This window comes from Nocardia sp. NPDC051832, assembly GCF_040681285.1.
In the GTDB taxonomy this organism is placed as follows: domain Bacteria; phylum Actinomycetota; class Actinomycetes; order Mycobacteriales; family Mycobacteriaceae; genus Nocardia.
The window spans coordinates 482,269-499,711 of sequence record NZ_JBFAYL010000004.1; the positions used below are offsets into that span (position 1 = coordinate 482,269).

17 protein-coding genes are annotated in these 17,443 nt (G+C 66.6%); 8 read left to right on the forward strand and 9 right to left on the reverse strand.

Annotation, left to right across the window (positions count from 1 at the left end):
• Positions 1–3: 3 nt before the first annotated feature.
• From AB0M14_RS27895 to AB0M14_RS27905, 3 genes are read right to left on the reverse strand one after another with little or no spacing between them, the layout of a single operon-like run.
• A complete protein-coding gene (locus AB0M14_RS27895; RefSeq protein WP_364999881.1) occupies positions 4–708 on the reverse strand; it encodes a protein phosphatase 2C domain-containing protein in 705 nt (234 codons plus the stop codon).
• Entirely contained in the window at positions 705–1,604 is a 900-nt protein-coding gene (locus AB0M14_RS27900) for a nucleoside hydrolase (protein ID WP_364999883.1), read from the reverse strand. Before AB0M14_RS27900 ends, AB0M14_RS27895 begins: the two co-directional genes overlap by 4 nt.
• Positions 1,594–2,166, reverse strand: coding sequence for a TetR/AcrR family transcriptional regulator (locus tag AB0M14_RS27905; protein WP_364999885.1), 573 nt, complete (start codon positions 2,164–2,166; stop codon positions 1,594–1,596). The genes AB0M14_RS27900 and AB0M14_RS27905 overlap by 11 nt, the downstream gene beginning before the upstream one ends.
• Positions 2,167–2,286: 120 nt before the next feature.
• Here AB0M14_RS27905 and AB0M14_RS27910 point away from each other — a divergent pair, with 120 nt between their 5' ends.
• The 3 genes from AB0M14_RS27910 (at position 2,287) to AB0M14_RS27920 (ending at position 3,672) form a co-directional block, all read left to right on the forward strand.
• Complete coding sequence (locus AB0M14_RS27910) at positions 2,287–2,760, forward strand: hypothetical protein (RefSeq protein WP_364999887.1); 474 nt, start codon at positions 2,287–2,289, stop codon at positions 2,758–2,760.
• A gap of 82 nt (positions 2,761–2,842) precedes the next feature.
• Positions 2,843–3,235 carry a VOC family protein gene (locus AB0M14_RS27915; protein ID WP_364999889.1) on the forward strand — a complete coding sequence of 131 codons (393 nt, stop codon included), beginning with the start codon at positions 2,843–2,845 and terminating at the stop codon, positions 3,233–3,235.
• Between the two features lie 8 nt (positions 3,236–3,243).
• On the forward strand, positions 3,244–3,672 hold the full coding sequence (locus AB0M14_RS27920; protein WP_364999891.1) for a pyridoxamine 5'-phosphate oxidase family protein: 429 nt from the start codon (positions 3,244–3,246) through the stop codon (positions 3,670–3,672).
• Positions 3,673–3,674: 2 nt separating this feature from the next.
• Here the strand turns inward: AB0M14_RS27920 and AB0M14_RS27925 are convergent, their stop codons facing one another.
• A complete protein-coding gene (locus AB0M14_RS27925; RefSeq protein WP_364999893.1) occupies positions 3,675–5,681 on the reverse strand; it encodes a nitrate- and nitrite sensing domain-containing protein in 2,007 nt (668 codons plus the stop codon).
• Positions 5,682–5,824: 143 nt separating this feature from the next.
• Here AB0M14_RS27925 and AB0M14_RS27930 point away from each other — a divergent pair, with 143 nt between their 5' ends.
• Positions 5,825–6,622: an aminoglycoside adenylyltransferase domain-containing protein gene (locus AB0M14_RS27930; RefSeq protein WP_364999895.1), complete on the forward strand. Its 798-nt coding sequence runs from the start codon at positions 5,825–5,827 to the stop codon at positions 6,620–6,622.
• A 95-nt stretch (positions 6,623–6,717) separates the two neighbouring features.
• Here the strand turns inward: AB0M14_RS27930 and AB0M14_RS27935 are convergent, their stop codons facing one another.
• A complete protein-coding gene (locus AB0M14_RS27935; RefSeq protein ID WP_364999897.1) occupies positions 6,718–6,954 on the reverse strand; it encodes a hypothetical protein in 237 nt (78 codons plus the stop codon).
• A gap of 370 nt (positions 6,955–7,324) precedes the next feature.
• Here AB0M14_RS27935 and AB0M14_RS27940 point away from each other — a divergent pair, with 370 nt between their 5' ends.
• Entirely contained in the window at positions 7,325–8,608 is a 1,284-nt protein-coding gene (locus AB0M14_RS27940; protein ID WP_364999899.1) for a helix-turn-helix transcriptional regulator, read from the forward strand.
• Here the strand turns inward: AB0M14_RS27940 and AB0M14_RS27945 are convergent.
• Together AB0M14_RS27945 and AB0M14_RS27950 are read right to left on the reverse strand one after the other, a co-directional pair.
• Positions 8,580–9,719 (reverse strand): scyllo-inosamine-4-phosphate amidinotransferase, encoded by a 1,140-nt coding sequence (locus tag AB0M14_RS27945; RefSeq protein ID WP_364999901.1) that lies wholly within the window; start codon positions 9,717–9,719, stop codon positions 8,580–8,582. The genes AB0M14_RS27940 and AB0M14_RS27945 overlap by 29 nt on opposite strands.
• 39 nt (positions 9,720–9,758) lie before the next feature.
• Complete coding sequence (locus AB0M14_RS27950) at positions 9,759–10,745, reverse strand: TauD/TfdA family dioxygenase (protein ID WP_364999903.1); 987 nt, start codon at positions 10,743–10,745, stop codon at positions 9,759–9,761.
• A 195-nt stretch (positions 10,746–10,940) separates the two neighbouring features.
• Here AB0M14_RS27950 and AB0M14_RS27955 point away from each other — a divergent pair, with 195 nt between their 5' ends.
• Complete coding sequence (locus AB0M14_RS27955; protein ID WP_364999905.1) at positions 10,941–13,823, forward strand: tetratricopeptide repeat protein; 2,883 nt, start codon at positions 10,941–10,943, stop codon at positions 13,821–13,823.
• Positions 13,824–13,829: 6 nt separating this feature from the next.
• Here the strand turns inward: AB0M14_RS27955 and AB0M14_RS27960 are convergent, their stop codons facing one another.
• Together AB0M14_RS27960 and AB0M14_RS27965 are read right to left on the reverse strand one after the other, a co-directional pair.
• Positions 13,830–14,318, reverse strand: a complete 489-nt coding sequence (locus AB0M14_RS27960) for a hypothetical protein (protein WP_364999907.1) — start codon at positions 14,316–14,318, stop codon at positions 13,830–13,832.
• A gap of 115 nt (positions 14,319–14,433) precedes the next feature.
• Positions 14,434–15,627, reverse strand: a complete 1,194-nt coding sequence (locus tag AB0M14_RS27965) for an FAD-dependent oxidoreductase (RefSeq protein WP_364999909.1) — start codon at positions 15,625–15,627, stop codon at positions 14,434–14,436.
• A 180-nt stretch (positions 15,628–15,807) separates the two neighbouring features.
• Between AB0M14_RS27965 and AB0M14_RS27970 the strand changes: the two genes are divergently transcribed.
• Together AB0M14_RS27970 and AB0M14_RS27975 are read left to right on the forward strand one after the other, a co-directional pair.
• Positions 15,808–16,710: a helix-turn-helix transcriptional regulator gene (locus AB0M14_RS27970; RefSeq protein WP_364999911.1), complete on the forward strand. Its 903-nt coding sequence runs from the start codon at positions 15,808–15,810 to the stop codon at positions 16,708–16,710.
• A 38-nt stretch (positions 16,711–16,748) separates the two neighbouring features.
• Complete coding sequence (locus tag AB0M14_RS27975) at positions 16,749–17,396, forward strand: 2OG-Fe(II) oxygenase (protein WP_364999913.1); 648 nt, start codon at positions 16,749–16,751, stop codon at positions 17,394–17,396.
• Positions 17,397–17,443 lie beyond the last annotated feature (47 nt).

A 17,443-nucleotide genomic window follows, 5' to 3' on the forward strand; every position in this document is an offset into this window, starting at 1 on the left:
CCACTAACGCGCGACGACCACGATGGCGGTGGCGTTGTCGTTGCCACCCGCGGCCTCCGCCGCGTCCAGCAACAACCGAACCATGCTCTCGGGAGATCCGTTGCGCCCCAGGATGTCCTGAATCTGCTCATAGCGAACCTGTTCGGCGACACCGTCACTGCACACCAGATACCGGTCCCCGGCCCGCACCGTCACACTGAACACATCCGGCTCCGGATGCGCCCCGTGCCCGACATACCGCGTCAGGTGGTACCGCGCCGCGGCAGCCGCACGCGACTCGAACGGATACCACCCGTGCACGGCCCCCAGCCACGCCATGGTGTGGTCGACGGTCAACAACTCCAGCAACCCGTCCCGCAGCCGGTACACCCGCGAATCCCCGATCTGGGTAATCCAGAACCCCGCCGCCGACTCCGTCAACGCCGTCAAGGTGCACCCGGCGAGACTCTGCAGCTGCCGTCCGATCTCGCCAACCCGCTGCTGCGCCAACGCAACCGCATCCCGCAATACCGTCGCATCGAGTACCTCAGCACTGCCGATCCACTCGGCGAACGTATCCACCGCGACCCGCCCCGCCCGCGCGCTCCCCGGCCCGTCGCCCATCCCGTCCGCGACCACTGCCACCAATGGACTCCGCGCGAGGTGCACGACATCGAAATTCGCCCGATACCGATTCCCGACCTCGCTCCCGGCCGCCACCTCGATCACAGCTCCCCCTCCCCGGACAATCGCTCCAGACGCTGACGCAACCACGTTCTGAACTCGGCGTAATCAGCCGAGTTGGTCAGGAACACCTGATGCTCACCGGCTGTCATCCGCCCGATCCCGTCGAGATCCACGCCGATTCGACCGAACCGCACGAACGGCATCCCCATCGCGAGCGCGAGCGCCAGTGCGTCATGCTGCATCGTCCCCGGATGAAAGTCCGCGAACCACTGATCCATATGCGCCCGGATCAGCACCCCGGCCTTCCCTGCCAGCACCACGTATTCAGCTGAGCCCGAAGTGATTTCGTTCGCAGGGTGAAACGTCACATCCGAGGGCATGACCCACATCCGCAACCCCGCTCGAAACACCGCCCGCGCCGCGTCGACATCGAGCCGGACATTGTGCTCGGCCCGATCCGCGTGCCGATATTCGAGCCCACCACCCATCTGCGTGACGACCAGCCGCTCCTCGGCATCCGGAATCCGCCCGATTACCGCGGCGAGATTGGACATCGGCCCGATCCCGAGCCAGCGCACCGGACCCTGTGCACCCTCGAAGACCCGAGCGACCGCGGCCACTACATCGTCATCCTGAACCGGAACACTCTCCGGAACGAGCCCCGCCGCCGCCCAATACTTCGCTACCCCAAGATCTTTCCCCGCGACAACAGCCACATCCGCACGCCCGAGCAAATCCAGCAGATGCCGCGCCAGCCTGGCCCGCCGCCCACCGATCTCATCACTGGTCACCACCAGCGCGAGCTCCGGCAGCCCAGCGGCCACAGCGATCGCCACCGCGTCGTCGGGATCACCCCCGACATCGGTGTCGACGATCAACGGCATCGTCTCCAGCGGCGGCAACTGCTCGGTCCGCACGGCATCGAGTTCATCGAACATCGACTTTCCCCTCCCCATTCAATATCAAATCCGCTGCGCTCTGGACGATTTCCGCGCGAGTGCCGGTGTGATGCTCGGCGGCAACGAGGTAGTCGGCGATCATCAACGAGAAGGCGAGCATGCTGCGGGCCTCGACCTCGCGCGGATCGCTGTGCAGTGTCCCGATGAGCTCACGCAGATAGTCCATCCGGCTGTTGTCGACACGTACGAGCCGGGCAGCGACGGCAGGTTCCCGGCGCGCCCACTCCCGCACCGCCAGATCGATCGGCAGTAGTTCCTTCGAGAGGGTCATCCGGCCGGCCCTGCGGACCTTGGACTTGGCGTCGCCGCCTTCCACGTCGAGCCGCCGCAGCACCTCATCGATGCTGCGATGCTCCCAGGTGTCCAGGACGGCGTCGAGCAATTCCTGGCGGCCCGCGAACTGCCGATAGAACCCGCCCCTGGTCACACCCAGCTCTGCGGCAAGGGTTTCCACGCGGATAGCCTCCGGCCCGGAGGTCGACAGGATCGTCAAGGCGGCGTCGATCCAAGCCTGACGGGGAGTTCGCACCGGAGGCGCCATCGGCAGTCAACCAATCAGTCGTGGGCTCTTGATTACATCATCCACGATAGATACAGTACTGTCCCGTATCTATCGGAGCCGGACCGCCGGCCCCCGATGAGAACGATCGATAGGAATGGCATGACCCACGGAACGGTCGACGCGATCGACGTCGACACCGAAATGCTCGCCTTCGCCACCTTGGCCGAGATTCAGCACGGGGACGCACACCTGCTGCGCACCGACCGCGCCGCCGACCATCCGGCGGAGCAATGGGCTCGGGAAATCCTGGAAGACGTGCCCACGGAGATGCAGACGCGTCTCGAACGCGCCTGGAAGGTCATCGCACTGCGCCGAGCCCCCGTCGGCACCGCGCACACCGTCGCGGGATGGACCATCGCACACACCGACCCCCACTACGTCCTGCTCCATGCCGAGTCCGATTTCGGCTTCGAAGGGCAACTTCTGTTCCACCGCAGCGAAAAGGGCGTCCTGCTGGCGACTTTCGTCCAGTTCCACGACCCGGCCGGGCGCACGGTCTGGGATCGAGCACTGCCCACACACCTCGAGTTCGTGCGTTCGCTACTCGAGGCCCGCGCCGCTCGACTGCGCTGACGCCATTGACATACCGATGGTATGTCACCTAGCTTAGGTTACATACCATCGGTATGTGAAACCTGGCTCGAAGGGCAGCGTGATGACGCAGATCAAAAGTATTTTTCCGGACATCCCCAGCAAGGACATCGCCGCCAGCCGCGATTTCTATGTGGGGCTACTCGGCCTGACCGTGGCCTGGGAGTCCGACTGGTACGTCCTGCTGCACGGCGACGGACCCGACATCCAACTGGCGATCGTCGAGCACGGCCACGACAGCATTCCCGCGAACCACCACCATGCCGCGAGTGGAGTGCTGATCACTTTCGAGGTCGACGACGCAACCGCGCTGTGGGGCCGAGCTCAGGAACTGAAACTCGAAGTGGCCCAGGAACTGCGCGACGAAGAGGTCGGGCAACGCCATTTCATGGTTCTCGACCCCAACGGCCTGCTCGTGGACGTTGTCGAGACCCTGTTCGTACCGGACGCGAACTGAGCCGGCCGATGGACCTCATCGAAATCCAGCAGACCACTGCGGCATTGAGCGAGTGGGCCCACGTGGCAACAGTCGGTCACGACGGCGACCCCGACGTCGCCCCAGTCCATCCGGTCTGGCACGACGACTTGATCTGGTTCCTGACCGGCGCTACCTCAACCAAAGTCCGCAACATCGCCCACCACCGCCGAATCGCCATGCACTGGCAGGTCGACGCGGTCGGCGACGGTGTCGAGGTGTGGGGCGAAGCCGAGATCCATACCGACATCGAGACCAAGCGGCGCCTGTGGCACGGCGTATTCGACTACGACCTGAACAGCTTCGCCCCCGGCGGACCCGACGACTCCCCCGACATGGTGTTCGTGTCAGTTCGCCCCGCGCGAGCTGTCCACCTGCGCTCCTTCGGTTTGGGCGGAAGGAGCACTTGGCCGTCTTGAGTTCATGAGTGCTCGGACTGTGCCGGAATTCGGTTCTCCCGCACAGGATCGGCTGTCCCCGCCTGCAAGGTGGCGGTTGTGAGCGCTCTCGGTATCAACACGATGGCCTTCACTCCGCCGTAGGCGGACTCGGTGAGCCGAACCGTAATACCATGGCGGGCAGCGAGTTTCGCGACCACGAACAATCCGAGCCGGCTGTCTCCGGAGAGGGTCGCGACGCTGAAATCCGGTGGCTGCGCCAGCAGCTCGTTGCGCGCGGCCATATCCGCGACCGTCATGCCGAGGCCCTGATCGGTGATCTCGACAGCGATTCCCCGGCCCACCGTACCGCCGGTGACCTCGACCGACGACTCCGGCCGGGAGAACGTCGTGGCATTGTCGGCCAGTTCGGCCAAGAGGTGGATGATATCGGTGACAGCGGATCCGGCGATCTGCGTCTCCGGCACATTCCGGACATGAATTCTGGTGTAGTCCAGCGATTCCGCGGCCGCACCGCGAACCACGTCGACCAGTGGCACCGGATGACGCCACTGTCGTCCCGGCTGTTCGCCGCCGAGCACGATGAGATTCTCGGAATTGCGGCGGGCCCGGGTCGCCAAATGGTCGAGCTGGAACAGCAATTTCAGCCGGTCCGATTCCGTTTCCTCGCGCTCGGCTTTGTCGAGCAAGGCCAACTGGCGGTGCACCACCCCCTGCGAGCGGTGTGCGATCTTGACGAACACCGCGTTCACACCTGCCCGAGTTTTGGCCTCCGCCACCGCCGCCGCCACCGCCGCCCGGTGCGCGCGATTGAAAGCGTCGGCGACGTGGCCGATCTCGTCGGCTCCGAAATCCAATCGGTCCGCGTCCTCATCGAATTCCTCGCCGGCCGAGAGCCGGCGGATGGTCTCCGGCAATCGCTCATCGGCCAATTCCAGGGTGTCGCGGCGTAACTGGCGCAGGCGCGCGATGAACTTGTTGGCCAGCACCAGCGCACCGAGGAACGCCAGCAGCGCGAGCGCGAGCACACCCGCCCCCGCATACAGCGAGTTCCGGTTGAGTCGATTGCCTTGTTCGGTCGCTTCGAAATGCGCGTCGACGCTTTGGGTTTCCCACAGGCTCAGCAGATCGCGCCGGACTTTCCCCGCAACCTGCTGCCATTCGGTCAACGTCAGCGGCAGCGGATCGGCGGATTCGCCGGTGCCGGATTCGGTGACGGGGCCACGCGTGAGGATCGCGTCCTCCATGGCGCGCAGCCGCTGCCATTCCGAGCTAGCGGTGATCGCCTTCCATTGGTCGAGATGCGCCCCCTGTAGGACCGACCCGACGTAGGTGACCTCGCCACGTCCGTCGCCGATATACCCGGCCAACTCCACCAGCAGCTCCGGTGACAGCTCCCCGGTGAGCAGCACCAGGGAACCCAATCCGCTGGTCCGCGAGATGGATTCGGCGGCCCGCAGCGCGTGGACCGACTTGTACAACTCGACCGCGATATAGGAATCGGGCGCGACGCTCGCCGAGATCAACCAGCCGTTGATGATGGCGGCTACCGCCATGCTGTACGCGGTGAACGCGTCCGCGGCCGGAATCGTGCGCGCATCGACAGCAGCCCGCAGCGCAGGCACCTTCTGACCGACACCGACTCGGAAGAACCCGTCCTTCAGGTCGGGCCGTAGTTCCGACAACGCATTGGCTTGGGCCACCACCGCCGCGTACCCCACGTCGGATTGCTTACGCGCCGCAGGCAATGCGGGCCCCGCCGAATCGTCCCCGGCCAGGAACAGCAGCGAAAGCCTGCGCTCCTCCTGGAACGCTTCGATCATCATGATCGACGGCCCGGAAGTGCCACGCGCCAGTTCAGCGAACCGATTGGCCTCCCGCCCGCTCTGCACCAGATAGGCAGATCCGCCGACCCCGATCGCGAGCAACGCGAAACTCGGAATGAGCACGATAACCAGCACCCTGGTCCGAACACTGACAACCCGCCGCCACCGTGCGGCGGGCATACTGAAGAATTTGCTGCTGATCACCGAGTTCTCGCCTACCTACCAATCTGGCTACCTGCCAGCGGTGCACGCAAAGCTAGTCACCGAAACGTCACTCCCGCAGCACTTTCGCGGATCAGGTCCATGAGTGCGTCCGGAGGTCCGGGCGCATCGCGGATACTGGCAGCATGACCCGCTCCCTCCTCGACCCATCAGCGGTTCCCGCCGAGTTGCGGCCTTACCTGGCGGAGCTCGTTCAACGCGTGGGTATTCTCTGCGGTCCCCATCTCCTCAGCGTTTTCGCGGTCGGGTCGATCGCGCTCGGGGATTATCGCCACGGGCGCAGCGACATCGACGTGAATGTGGTTGTGGAGCCGTCGCTGCCCGGCGAGGTCGTGCGCGAGCTGGCCGAGTCGCTGGCGGATGGTGCATTGCGATGCCCGGCCGCCGGCCTGGAGCTTGTGGTGTACGACTCGGCCTTTGTCGGCCGGCCTTCCGATCAGGCCGGGTACCTGCTGGATCTCAATACCGGGCCGCTGCTGCCTGAGCGTGTCAGCTTCGATCCGGCGGCAGCACCGGCGTTCTGGTATGTCCTCGATCGCTCCATCGCCTACCAGTCCGAACGTGTCCTCTACGGGCGTCCGGTGCGTCACGTGCTCGCAGCACCCTCTCAGCGTCATCTTCTCGCCGCGCTGATGGCCTCAGTGCGCGAGCACACCACCGGCATCGGTCATCTGCCCGACAATCAGGTACTCAACGGCTGCCGCTCTGTCGCGTTTTGCCGCACGGGCCGGTGGGCAGCCAAACGTGAGGCAGCACAAATCATCTCGGAGTCGGAGCCGGATTTCCGCCCCCTCCTCGAAACCGCGGTGCGCAGCTTCGAGCGTCCCCGCACGGCGGCGCTCGAACTGCCCGCCACAGAAGTGCGGACCTTCCTGGCGTGGGTCCGCGAACGGGTCGAAGAAGCCGCCGAAAGTCGCCTCTAGACGTTGCGCACTCGCCGGGACAGCGGCACCCCTCGCGCCACCGCCCCGGGAGCACTCCACCCCGGCCGACTGCGATCGGGGTGCGGTATCGGCGGTCAACCGAGGACGGCGCTTTGCAAGGTCTGGTAGGTGGGGCCGGGGAACATCAGTAGCACCGCGAGCATCGCCAGGACTGCCAGTCCGACTACGAGGGCGGCGGCAATGATGAAGCGGGGCAAAAACTTCGAGGCCTCCGGGATGACAACTATGCGGGTGATCCAGTCCGCGCCGTAAAAGGGAAGCGCGCCGTGGTTCCGGGTCGCGCCGGTGGGCTCGAATGCGTCTGTTTCCATCACGGATGTTCCAACCGTCGGTATTGCGAAGAAATGGTTCGAGGCCGTCCGCGCCGGGCGGGGAAGGGTTTCGCTGACGCGGCGGCGACATTTCGAGAATGGGCAGCAGGGCCTTGGATTGCCAACCAGTGGTGGCGTTTTCGCGGAATACGAGCGTCTTCTGCACGCGTCACGTGCAGAATGTTGCACGCCGTCGACACAGTGGGGGTGCGCGACTAACATCAACGGCAGTGTGACCAGGCGGGGACGGGTGGTGCACATGACGGGAAGCCCACACCCCATGCGTTGTGCGCGTCGGGTCGCTCGCACGGTCAAGAATTGCGGCGGATCCGATCACGACGCCGCTCGGGCGGTACACCAGCATTGCGCGGTGTCGATGTTGCGTGCGCATCGGGCGGTGCGGGGGTACACCCTGGTCGAGGCGGTCGAGGCGCTGAAGGAAGTGCTTGCCGAACGCGGCACTCCCGGCAGCGGCCTGGGCCATCAACGTCTCTCGCAATGGGAACAGGGCCAGGACATCCCGTCGCCACGTTATCTGGATGCGCTGTGTTTCTTGTATCGGAGCCGGCCGGACCGGCTGGGATTCGGGAGCGACTACTCGGAGGCGGGTTCGTTCCCGCTGGAAGATGCCGAGGACGCGATGAATCGTCGCCATTTCGTGGGACTTGCCGCGGCCGGCGCGGCGCTGGCCCCGACCCAGTCGATGGCCGGGCTGTTCGGTGCGAGTTTCGCCCCGCCGAGTGGGCACCACGCTGACGCGCGCTCTGTCGGACTGCTCGAGGAAATGGTCGAGCAGAGCGGCTTTCTCTTGCAATCCGCCGCGCCCGCGGAGTTCATCCCGGCGCGGATGATGGATCTCGCGCGGGTGCAGGCCGGGTTGCTGACCACGACCGATACGGCGGTACGGCGCAGGCTGCGGCGGGTCTATGCGAAGAACGCCGGGTTGATCGCGATCCGGCTCTCCGATGTCGGCGCGGTCGCCGACACCTTCGAATGGTTCGCCATCGCGCGGCACGCGGCCCGAGCCGCGGAAGACGAGACCGTGCAGGCCTGGGTCGCGGCCTGGACCGGAGACGCGTGCGCGTTCCACCGGCAGTTCAAGCCCGGCCTGGTCGCGGCCCAGGCGGCGCAGTCGGCCGCTGCGGGACGGCCCAGTGCGGTGGCGGTGCTGGGATATCTCGCCGAGGCGGGAATCCAAGCCCGCCTGGGCAACCGGCAAGCCACCTTCGTCGCGGTGGCACGCGCGGAACGGATGTTCGCGCTGCTGCCGGACGGGGAGACCGTCGCCGACGGGTTCCATGTCAGCGAGTACCTGTTGCGCTGGAACCAGGCCAACGCGCTGGCGCTGGCCGGGGCGCACGCCGAGGCGGCTCCGTTGCGTGATCGGGTGCTGGAGCTGTCGGCGTCGCGGCACGACCTGATCGGTCGGGCCCTGCTGTATCTCGACGAGGCCGCGGCACATGTCGACCGAGGGGAGCTCGAGGGTGCGTGCCAGACGATCACCACGACATGGCAGCGTCTGCCGCAGGAGTTCCATGTCGGCCAGGTTCCGGACCGGGTGCGGGAAGTCCTCGCTCCGCTTCCCGCCGCCCGCTCGGCACGCCCGCTGGCCGAGGTGCGCGCACTCATCGAATCCTCGGCCTCGACCCCCTAACACCGTGCCGGCCGCGGGTCCTACCGTGTTCACGACGCAGATCCAGTGTGACGCAATGGAATCCGCCGCCCATGGTGCGTGCGTGGCGCAGACGGTGCGGCGCGACATCTATGCCGCGCCGGCGCAATGCGGCGATGAGTTCGGTCTGCCCGACGTCGACGACGGCGAGGTCGGGCCGCACCATCAGCAAATTCATCCCGATCCACTCCGAGGACAGCGGGTGCCCTGGCGGGGCTGGATCGTGGGCCATCGGCGGGCACCACAGATGCTCCCACGAGCGCAGCGGTTCGGGCAGTTGCGCGGGATCGTGGATACGCTCCGGGTTGAGCAGCACCAGCCCCTCACGCAGCAGGCTGATCGTGGAATCGATGTGTGTGTAAGGGTAGATTCCGCGGATCGGGTGCACGCGGTAGTCCCCCAGCGCGGATACCGTGTTCTTCAACCAGCGATATCCGAGTTCGTTTCCGCTGCTGGAGATTTGATAGAAGAGGTCGCGTCCGCAGCGCAGGATATTGGCGGCGTCGAACACCGGCTCGGTCTCGCCCAGCGCGATCCGGCCGCGGCCGTCGTCGAGGTAGAGGTCGTCGAGCAGTCGCGGGGGTGGCGCGGCGATCCAGGCCGAGCCCGCGAGCATCCGTTGCTGGAACAGCTCCCGCAGCCCGGCGAGCTCGAACATCCGCGCGCGCACCGGGCTGGGTGCGGCGATGATGGTCGAGCCGACCACGATGGCGAGGTCGCGCGGGCAATAGGAGTAGAAACCGCTGGTCCGCCACCAGGGTGTCGCGAACTCCAGGTCATGGGCCACCGGCGCGGGCCGGACGACCCGCACGCCGAGGCTCTCCAGCAGGGCCGCCAGTCCGTCGAGATCGTCAGCGGTTTCGGCGAGCACCCGGGACGGGAAGCGGCCCACCGTAACTCGCGCCAGCTCGGCGGCATCGAGGTCGGGATACAGGTTGAGCCAGGCCGAGCGGTCCAGCGGCGGTATCCGGGCGTCGTCGGCGACACCGACGACGACTTCGAGAAGCGGGCTGAACTCGTCCTCGGAGTAGGCCGGTGCGGGCTCGGCGGGCACCGGGATTCGCGCGATCGGCGATATCGAGGGATGGGACATGACAGGGTCCTTTCGGTGAGCAGGGTGCGGGCCGGGTGCTCAGCCCAGTGCGCGCAGTGCGCCGCGGCGCCGGTGAGCCCGGATCGAGGCGCAGGTCATCGTCCGCAGCAGCCAGCGGTCGGTGCCGTCGTAGCGAGGGTGGAAGGTGGTGCGGCCGTGCACTGTTCGCCGGTTGTCAGCGATCAGGACATCGCCGGGGGCCAGTTCGTGACCGACCGCGCCGCGATCCAGGGCGGCGGTCAGAGCGCGCAACGCCGCGGCGGCGCGGTGGTCCCCGGGGTAGGCCAGGCGCACGTCACCCTCGCCGAAACAGATCTCGGGGTCCTCGGGCGGACCGGCGAGGATCGGCACCGGAATCCGGGCACCGGTGTCGGCGCCGTCGTGGGCATCGTCCGGCACGAGCAGGTAGCGCGGGGCCCGCAGCGTCGCGACGTCGGCGGGGTCGAGGTCGAGGCCGCGCGCCGGAGACAGCACGGTGACCGCGCCGGGATGGCCACGCAGGCACAGCAATCCGAAGTAGTCGCAGCGGTCGTCGGTGAATCCGTCCTCGACGTGCCAGTCCAGTGCCGCGGTGCTGCTCGCGCCGGTCTGAGTGCTTTCCCGGCCGGGTACCGGCACCACGTGCTGGACCAGCCGGCCCCCGTGCAGCGACCGGAAGGTGAACGGCTCCCCCAGCGGCAGCGACAGGGCCAGCAGCAGCAGCGCGGCGGCGTCGACGACGCGGGACGTGGTGCGCGGGTCGACCGCGGCGGGGGTGGCCGGCAGATCGGTGAGTACCGGGCCGACGCCGCGCAGCAGCAGGGCGTTGTTCGGCGACCCGACGGTGCGGAAGCGGTGCAAAGCGACGACCACCTGCGGGGGCAGGCTGGTGATCAGTCCCGCGGCGAGCACCGCCGGGTCCACGACCCGGTGGCGTCGGTCCGCGGCGCGCAGGGCCGCCGACCAGGTGTGCGCGGACTGCGTCCAGGTCGAGGTCACCACTTCGCTGCGCGCCAGTCGCGCGGTCGCCGGAATTGTCTGGCTCATGGTCGTCCTCCCGGTGTTCTGCGCCCCGTTGGGCGCAGAAACAGGACACCCGGGCGGAGCCACTGTCCGACAGCACGGAAGACAATATGGCGGTCGCTCGCCCTATTTCCCGGCTGTCCGGCGGACACGAAAGACAGCGCCGGACACCGGTAAACGGGCCTCGAGCCAGGCGTCGAGGTCCAGAAAGACGACAGGATGACAGAGAAACCGAATCAGGAGACGACTCGCGCCGACCTGCACGCGGTGCACACCACCGCGGAATTCGGTGCGACCCTGAAGCGGACCCGGCTGGCGGCCGCGCTGTCCATTCGCGCTCTCGAATTGAAAGCCTTGGCCCGGAAGAAATCCGGCGCTCCGACCTTCGTCAATTTGACGAAGAACATCATCGAGTCGATGGAGAAAGGGCAGCGGCTCGAAGGCGGCAGAACCGCACCGGATTTCGACAATCGGCTGGAAATCTATCTGTGGTGCTGCGGCGTCCCCCGCGAGGATCTACCGGCCTGGCTCGAGACGCGGCGCCGGATCCTGCGGGAACCCGCCGGACAGGCCGACGCCCTCGAGGTGGTTCCCGCGATGCGGACCGCCCTGCACCGCGACGTGTTCACGCTGATCGGGCGGGACGCCGAGCTCGCACAAATTCTGGACGCCACGGAGTCCGGGGCCCCCATCTACACCATCGACGGCATGCCCGGTGTCGGCAAAACAGCGCTGGCCACCCGGGCCGCACACCTGCTCGCCGATCGCTACCCCGACGGCCGCTACTTCGTCGAGTTGCATGCCCACACCCCCGGCCGCTCGGTCGCCGATCCCGCGGATGTCCTGGCGGGCTTGCTGATCGGGATCGGTGTCGACACCCGCTACGTCCCCGATTCGCTGCAGGCCCGCCGTCATCTCTGGCAGGACCGGCTCGCGGGCAAGCGTGTGCTGCTGGTCCTGGACGACGCGCGGGACGAGGCCCAGGTCGAGCCGCTGCTGCCCGTCTCGCCGGGGTGTCTCACCCTGGTGACCAGCAGGCGGCGTCTGGTCGATCTCACCAATACCGTCCCGCTGGCGCTCGACACGCTCGCGCCCGGCGCGGCGGAGGAACTGTTCACGACATTGAGCCGTCGCACGATCGATGATGAATCAGATGGTGCCGCGGTCGAACGCCTCGTCCAGCAGTGCGGGTACCTGCCGCTGGCGATCACGCTGCTGGTCGCGCCGCTCGCGCACCATCCCTCGTGGACCATCGCGGATCTGTCGGCGGAATTCGGAGCCACGACCGACCGGCTCGGCGAGCCGGACGCGCGAACCCGCGCGGTGCGGGCGGCGTTCGACCTGTCCTACCGGGATCTGCCCCGCGAACGGGCCCGGCTCTTCCGGCGATTGGGGCTGCACCACGGCGCCGATCTCGACGCCCACGCCGCGGCGGCGCTGGCCGGCATCGACGTGGCCGCGGCACGATCGGAGCTGGAATCGCTCTACACCGATCATCTGCTCGACGAGCCGGCCCGCGGCCGCTACCGGCTGCACGACCTGTTACGGGAGTACGCTCGCGCGCTGGCCCAGGCCGAGCCCGAGCACGTCGGCGCGGAGACCCGGCTGCTGGACTACTACCACCACACCGCCGCGGCGGCCGACCGCTGGATCACCCGCCGCACACGCCCGGTCGCGCTACGCGTCCACGGCTGCGGAAATGGCGTGACAGCAAGGGAATTCGGCGATGAGGTGCAGGCGCTGGAGTGGATGCGGGTGGAACGCAACAACCTGCTGGCCTGTGTCGACCACGTGGCCACCCGGCAGCCGGCTCGAATGGTGATGATGACCGGTCTGCTGGCGGGATTGCTGGATCGCGACGGGCCCTGGCCGCTGGCGTGCCGGTTGCATCGGCGCGCGGTCGCCGCCGCGCACGAGATCGGCGACGAGCTCGAAGAGGCCGGGGCGCTCAACAATCTGGGCGCCGCGCACTGGCGGGCGGGGGACTTCCGCGCGGCCACTGTCCGATTCCACGGAGCCCTCACCCTGTACCGGCGGGGCCGCAACCTGCTGGGCGAAGCCAACGCCCTGAACAATCTCGGCAACGCTTGCGAGGAAACCGGCGACTACCCCGCCGCGATCACCCACTATCAGCAGGCGCTGGACCTGTACCGTCGCTCCGGCGACGTCCTGGGTGAGGCCAACGCCTTGAACAATCTCGGGAACCTGCACGAGGAAACCGGCGACTACTCCGCGGCGATCGACTTCTACCAGCAGGCGCTCGAGCTCTACCACGACCTCGACTTCCGGCTCGGGGAAGCCAACTCGCTCAACAACTTCGGGATCGTGCGCACCCGCACCGGCCGTAGCGAGGAGGCCGTCGCACTGCATCAGCACGCCTTGGTCCTCTATCGGCAGCTCGGCAATCGGCTCGGCGAAGCCAACGCGCTGACCAACCTGGGTATCGTGCACACCCGCACCAGGCACTATCGGGAAGCCGTCGATCTGCATCACCAAGCACTCGCCCTGTATCGCGAATTGGGCAGTCTGCGCGGCGAAGCCAGCGCGCTGAACAATCTCGGCATCGTCCGGACGCGCACCGGACTCTACGACGAGGCCGTCGAACTGCACCAGGAGGCACTGGCCCTCTCGCGCCGCCTCGGCTATCGGGTCGGGGAGGCGGACGCCCTGCACAATCTCGCCGTCGTGCGAGCCGGCACCGGACGCAACGACGAAGCCATCGACCTGCATCAGCAGGCACTGTCCCGGTATCGTCAGCTCGGTAACCGGCTCGGCGAGCTCGAGATCCTGATCGATCTGGCCCGACTGTTGTTCGAAACCACTACGGCCACAGCCGCTTCAGCGATCTTCGCAGAGGCGCTGACGCTCGCGCGTGCGGTCGAGAGTCGGCTCGGGGAAGCTCAGGCGCTGGAAGGCATAGCGCGGTGCCGATTGGCCACCGGCGACACCGCGGCGCCATGCGAGCTCGGGCAGGCCATCATGATCTATCGCAGTATCGGCACCCCGGACGCCACGGCGGCCGCGGCCGAGCTGGCCCCGCTCCATACCGATATCCCCTGCGACGCACCAGAATCCGGCGACGACGTGGGCACGGACAGCTGAGCCCGGTCAGGGACGGCGGACGCTCGGCGACGACGGGCGGTCCGGGGGCGTCTGGAACCTCGATTTGGTGACCTCGTCGAAGAGGCATCGGTCGACCGCCATCCGGATGGCGCGGGCGCGACTCAGGCCGGCGCCCCGGCAGAACACGGCCAGCCGTACCAGTGTCGCCTCGTCCAACCGGACCTCACCCACTCCGATTTTCCGGGGTGCGGCCGGCCCGTGCGCGGGGTCGAAGTCCTTGCGCCTGCGCCGCCGATCGGGGATGTGCTCGATATCCACCATCGCCGCGACCACCAAAACATCGGTGTCGCTATCGATTCCGTACGAATCGAGCATGTCGACGACAGCGTCTCTGATGAGCGTCCCCATCGGCACCGCTCGATTACGTGCCAGGAATGCCAGCGACGACAGAACAGCCGGGGAGAATCCCACCGACAAGCGCGTTCCGACCGCGGAACTGTCCATCGGATGCACCTCGTCTTCTGGCACAGACACGAGAGTTATGATGCTACAAACACAGTCGAGTTTAGCCTCCCGCAGCGGGTATTCGCACCCGTGTAAACGCCCGAATTCATTCGAGAAGTCCGAAATCGAAGCCGGGCCGCGTGCCTTACGAAGAATGGACCGGAGTGGGACGGCCGAGGTGGGATTCCATCCGCGACGTGGGCCGGCGCAGTGCGAGACCGTCCTGGACGAACGCCGGCGCGACGGTGAACCCCGACCCGCCCAGACCGCCTAGTTGTAGTACGCCCACCGGCCCCGTCCGGGTGCGGGGCACCCACTCGGCAATCACCCGTTCGGCGAGCGGACGAAGGCCGTACCAATACTGATAATGCCCCGTGGCCAGCGCTGGGCGCAGCGCCGGAAGGCGTTGCAGGACACGGTCTCGGATCTCCGCAACGGTATCGGTGACATAGGACGGCACCCCCGACGGATCAGTGAGCCCGCGGGCGAGTTCGGCGTACTCCTCCGGCTCGGTGACCAGCCGGCCCGACGAACCACCCAGGCAGACATGCCCGCACGAGCGGTGCGGGATGCTGTAGGTCAGTTCGTGGTCCTGGTCGGCGTCCATTAGCACGATCCGATCCAGCGGTTGCGGTACCCGGGCGAGGTCGGCGAGGAGCACAACGCCGAGATCACCTTCGATTCGCTTGTCGTCGAGCAGGAATTGGGCGCGATCGCCCGCGGCGACACAGACGACCTCGGCGCCGAAACTCACGGTGAGTTCCAGCAGGTCGCCGAGATCGCGGAGATGGCGATGCAGCGGCCGCACGCCGGGCAGCTGCGCCACCGCCCGGTACAGATTCGGCATCAGCGTGCACGTGGAGATGACCGCCCCGTCGGCGATGAAGGCCGCCCGGCGGTAGAACGAGGCCGAGAACTCGCTGGGATCCACCGGGATCGGCCCGGCCGGGCAGCCGCTCGGGATCCGCACCGAATCCTCGCGGGTAAGAAGCACACTCGGCACGGCCGCGCGGTACTCACCGAATCCCAACTCGGGCAAGATGTTCCAGCTACGGAAGGAGCGCTGCGCCCAGGATGCGATCCGGGGGTCCCGCTCGAGGAAGGGCATGTGCCAGCCGCTGGCGCCGAAACTGGCGATGCGTTCGTCGTGTCGATCGGCGACCCACAAGATCTGAACCGGACGCGAAACCCTTTGGGACTCAACAAATAACCGGTGCACGACGTGATGGCCGGTGATGCCGTGCCCGACGACCACTGCTCGCCCGGTACGCAGTGCGGATACCAGAAACGATTCCGACTCGGTGACCGCGAGGTGACCGCGGAGAATGCAGCTGGACATCGGAGCCCCCTTCCGACGGATCAGGGACCGTTCCATCGCAACGGGCCCGACAATCACGAGGGTCCCGGGATTACCGGGGGTTGTCAAGCAGCACTAAACAACTATTCTTCTTACGATAAGTCGGGCTTTACCGGAGTCGACACGGCTTCGCGCGTGCGGAGTCGCCGATAGGGGGCGGTCGTGCGCGAGGTCAAACTTCCCGCAATGCTCAAGCAACTTGTCGACGAGGGCGAGTACCGCGGCAACCGCAGGTGGGTCAGCACCCAGCTCGGAATCACTCCGGCGGCGTTGTCGCAATACATCAACGGGCAGACGAACCCGAGCCTCGAGAAGCTTCTCGCAATGATCGAGCTATTCGATGTGTCGCTCGATTTTCTGGTCTTCGGCCCGGATACGATCGGCCAGCACGCGAACGCGGAGGCGGAAGCTGTCACCGCTTCGATACAGGCCGATATCGCGACACACTCGGCCTTGGTCGGGAAGGTGGGCGAGATCCTCGCCCAGCAGATCGACGCGGCAACAAGATCGGTGGCCAAGCGGCCCTCGACCCTGAGCAACATGCTCGACCAGAAGCAGGCCCTCGAGCTCGAGCGTTACAGCGAAGACAGCACGATCGTCACCATGGATCTGACGGACGACATCGTCGAGGTCGACAGCGAACAGGAAGTGACCGCAGGCGACTTTCTCACCGTCGTGGCTCAGAACCTCGCACAGGGACGCACCTACCATTTCGTGCTGTCTCCGGAGATGGAGGACCACGACACACTGATCCAGCGGTACCGCACTCTGCTGCTGGATCAGCACCTGAGCGAGGCTGACCTGCGAAACTGCCGATTCAGCATCGGACTCGACTCGTTCTACGTAGGCTGCTGTCTCTTCCGGCTCGACGTCGACGGTCTCAAGCGCCACAGTCCAGTGCTGCACCGATACCTCGAATCGTTCATCACACACGACAACTACATCGGTTACATCGAGCCACCATCGTCTCCGCTGCGGGCGTATTTTCTGCTGGACGCGGACCGGATGCAGGTTGCGACGCGCGTTCTCGAGCGGCTGGCGCCACCCAGCTCGAGCAGCTCATAACCCCTACGATCCACACCAAGAAACTGAAAGGACGGTAGATGGACTTCCGCTGGACGACCTTCGATGTGCGGAGGCTGCTGCCACCAGACTGGCAGGCTCAGGTCATGCAGGTCGTCGAGGAGGAAGTCCTAGAACTGACGCTCATCAGCAGCCATTCGACCTCCCGAGAGGCGACCACCACGGCGGAGATTCCCTGCGGAATCGTCGACGGACTCACTGTGCGCAAGCGCTTGCCGTGGCTGGCCGATCTCTACGATGGACGTTTTCTCCAAATGGCACAGTCGATCTCGGCCGAGCGGGTCTCCCCCATGTCCGATCCTCGATTCGGCGCGGTTCTCAACGTCCAGAGCGACTCCGAACGCTACGAATGCCACGTCGACAGCAACCCGATCGCCGCACTGCTGTACTGCACCAGCCACCACCTCGGTGAGGGCGGCGAGCTCGCGGTATCCAACCGGGGCGACGTCCGCTCGGTCGAGGAAGTCGACGCCGACTGTTCCATCGTCGAACCCCGCGCGGGCCACCTCGTCCTCTTCGACGCCCGCCGCCACAGCCACTACGTCCGCAGCCTCACCACGGTCGGCGCCAAACGCGTCGTCGTCGCCATGAACTACTACACCGACTCCAGCCCCGAGCACGAGGTCCGCCCACCGGACCTGAACCGGCACCTCATCAGCTTCGACTGACCGAAGACGGAAGCCGCAACCGCCACAACACCTTTCGCTGTGGCGGT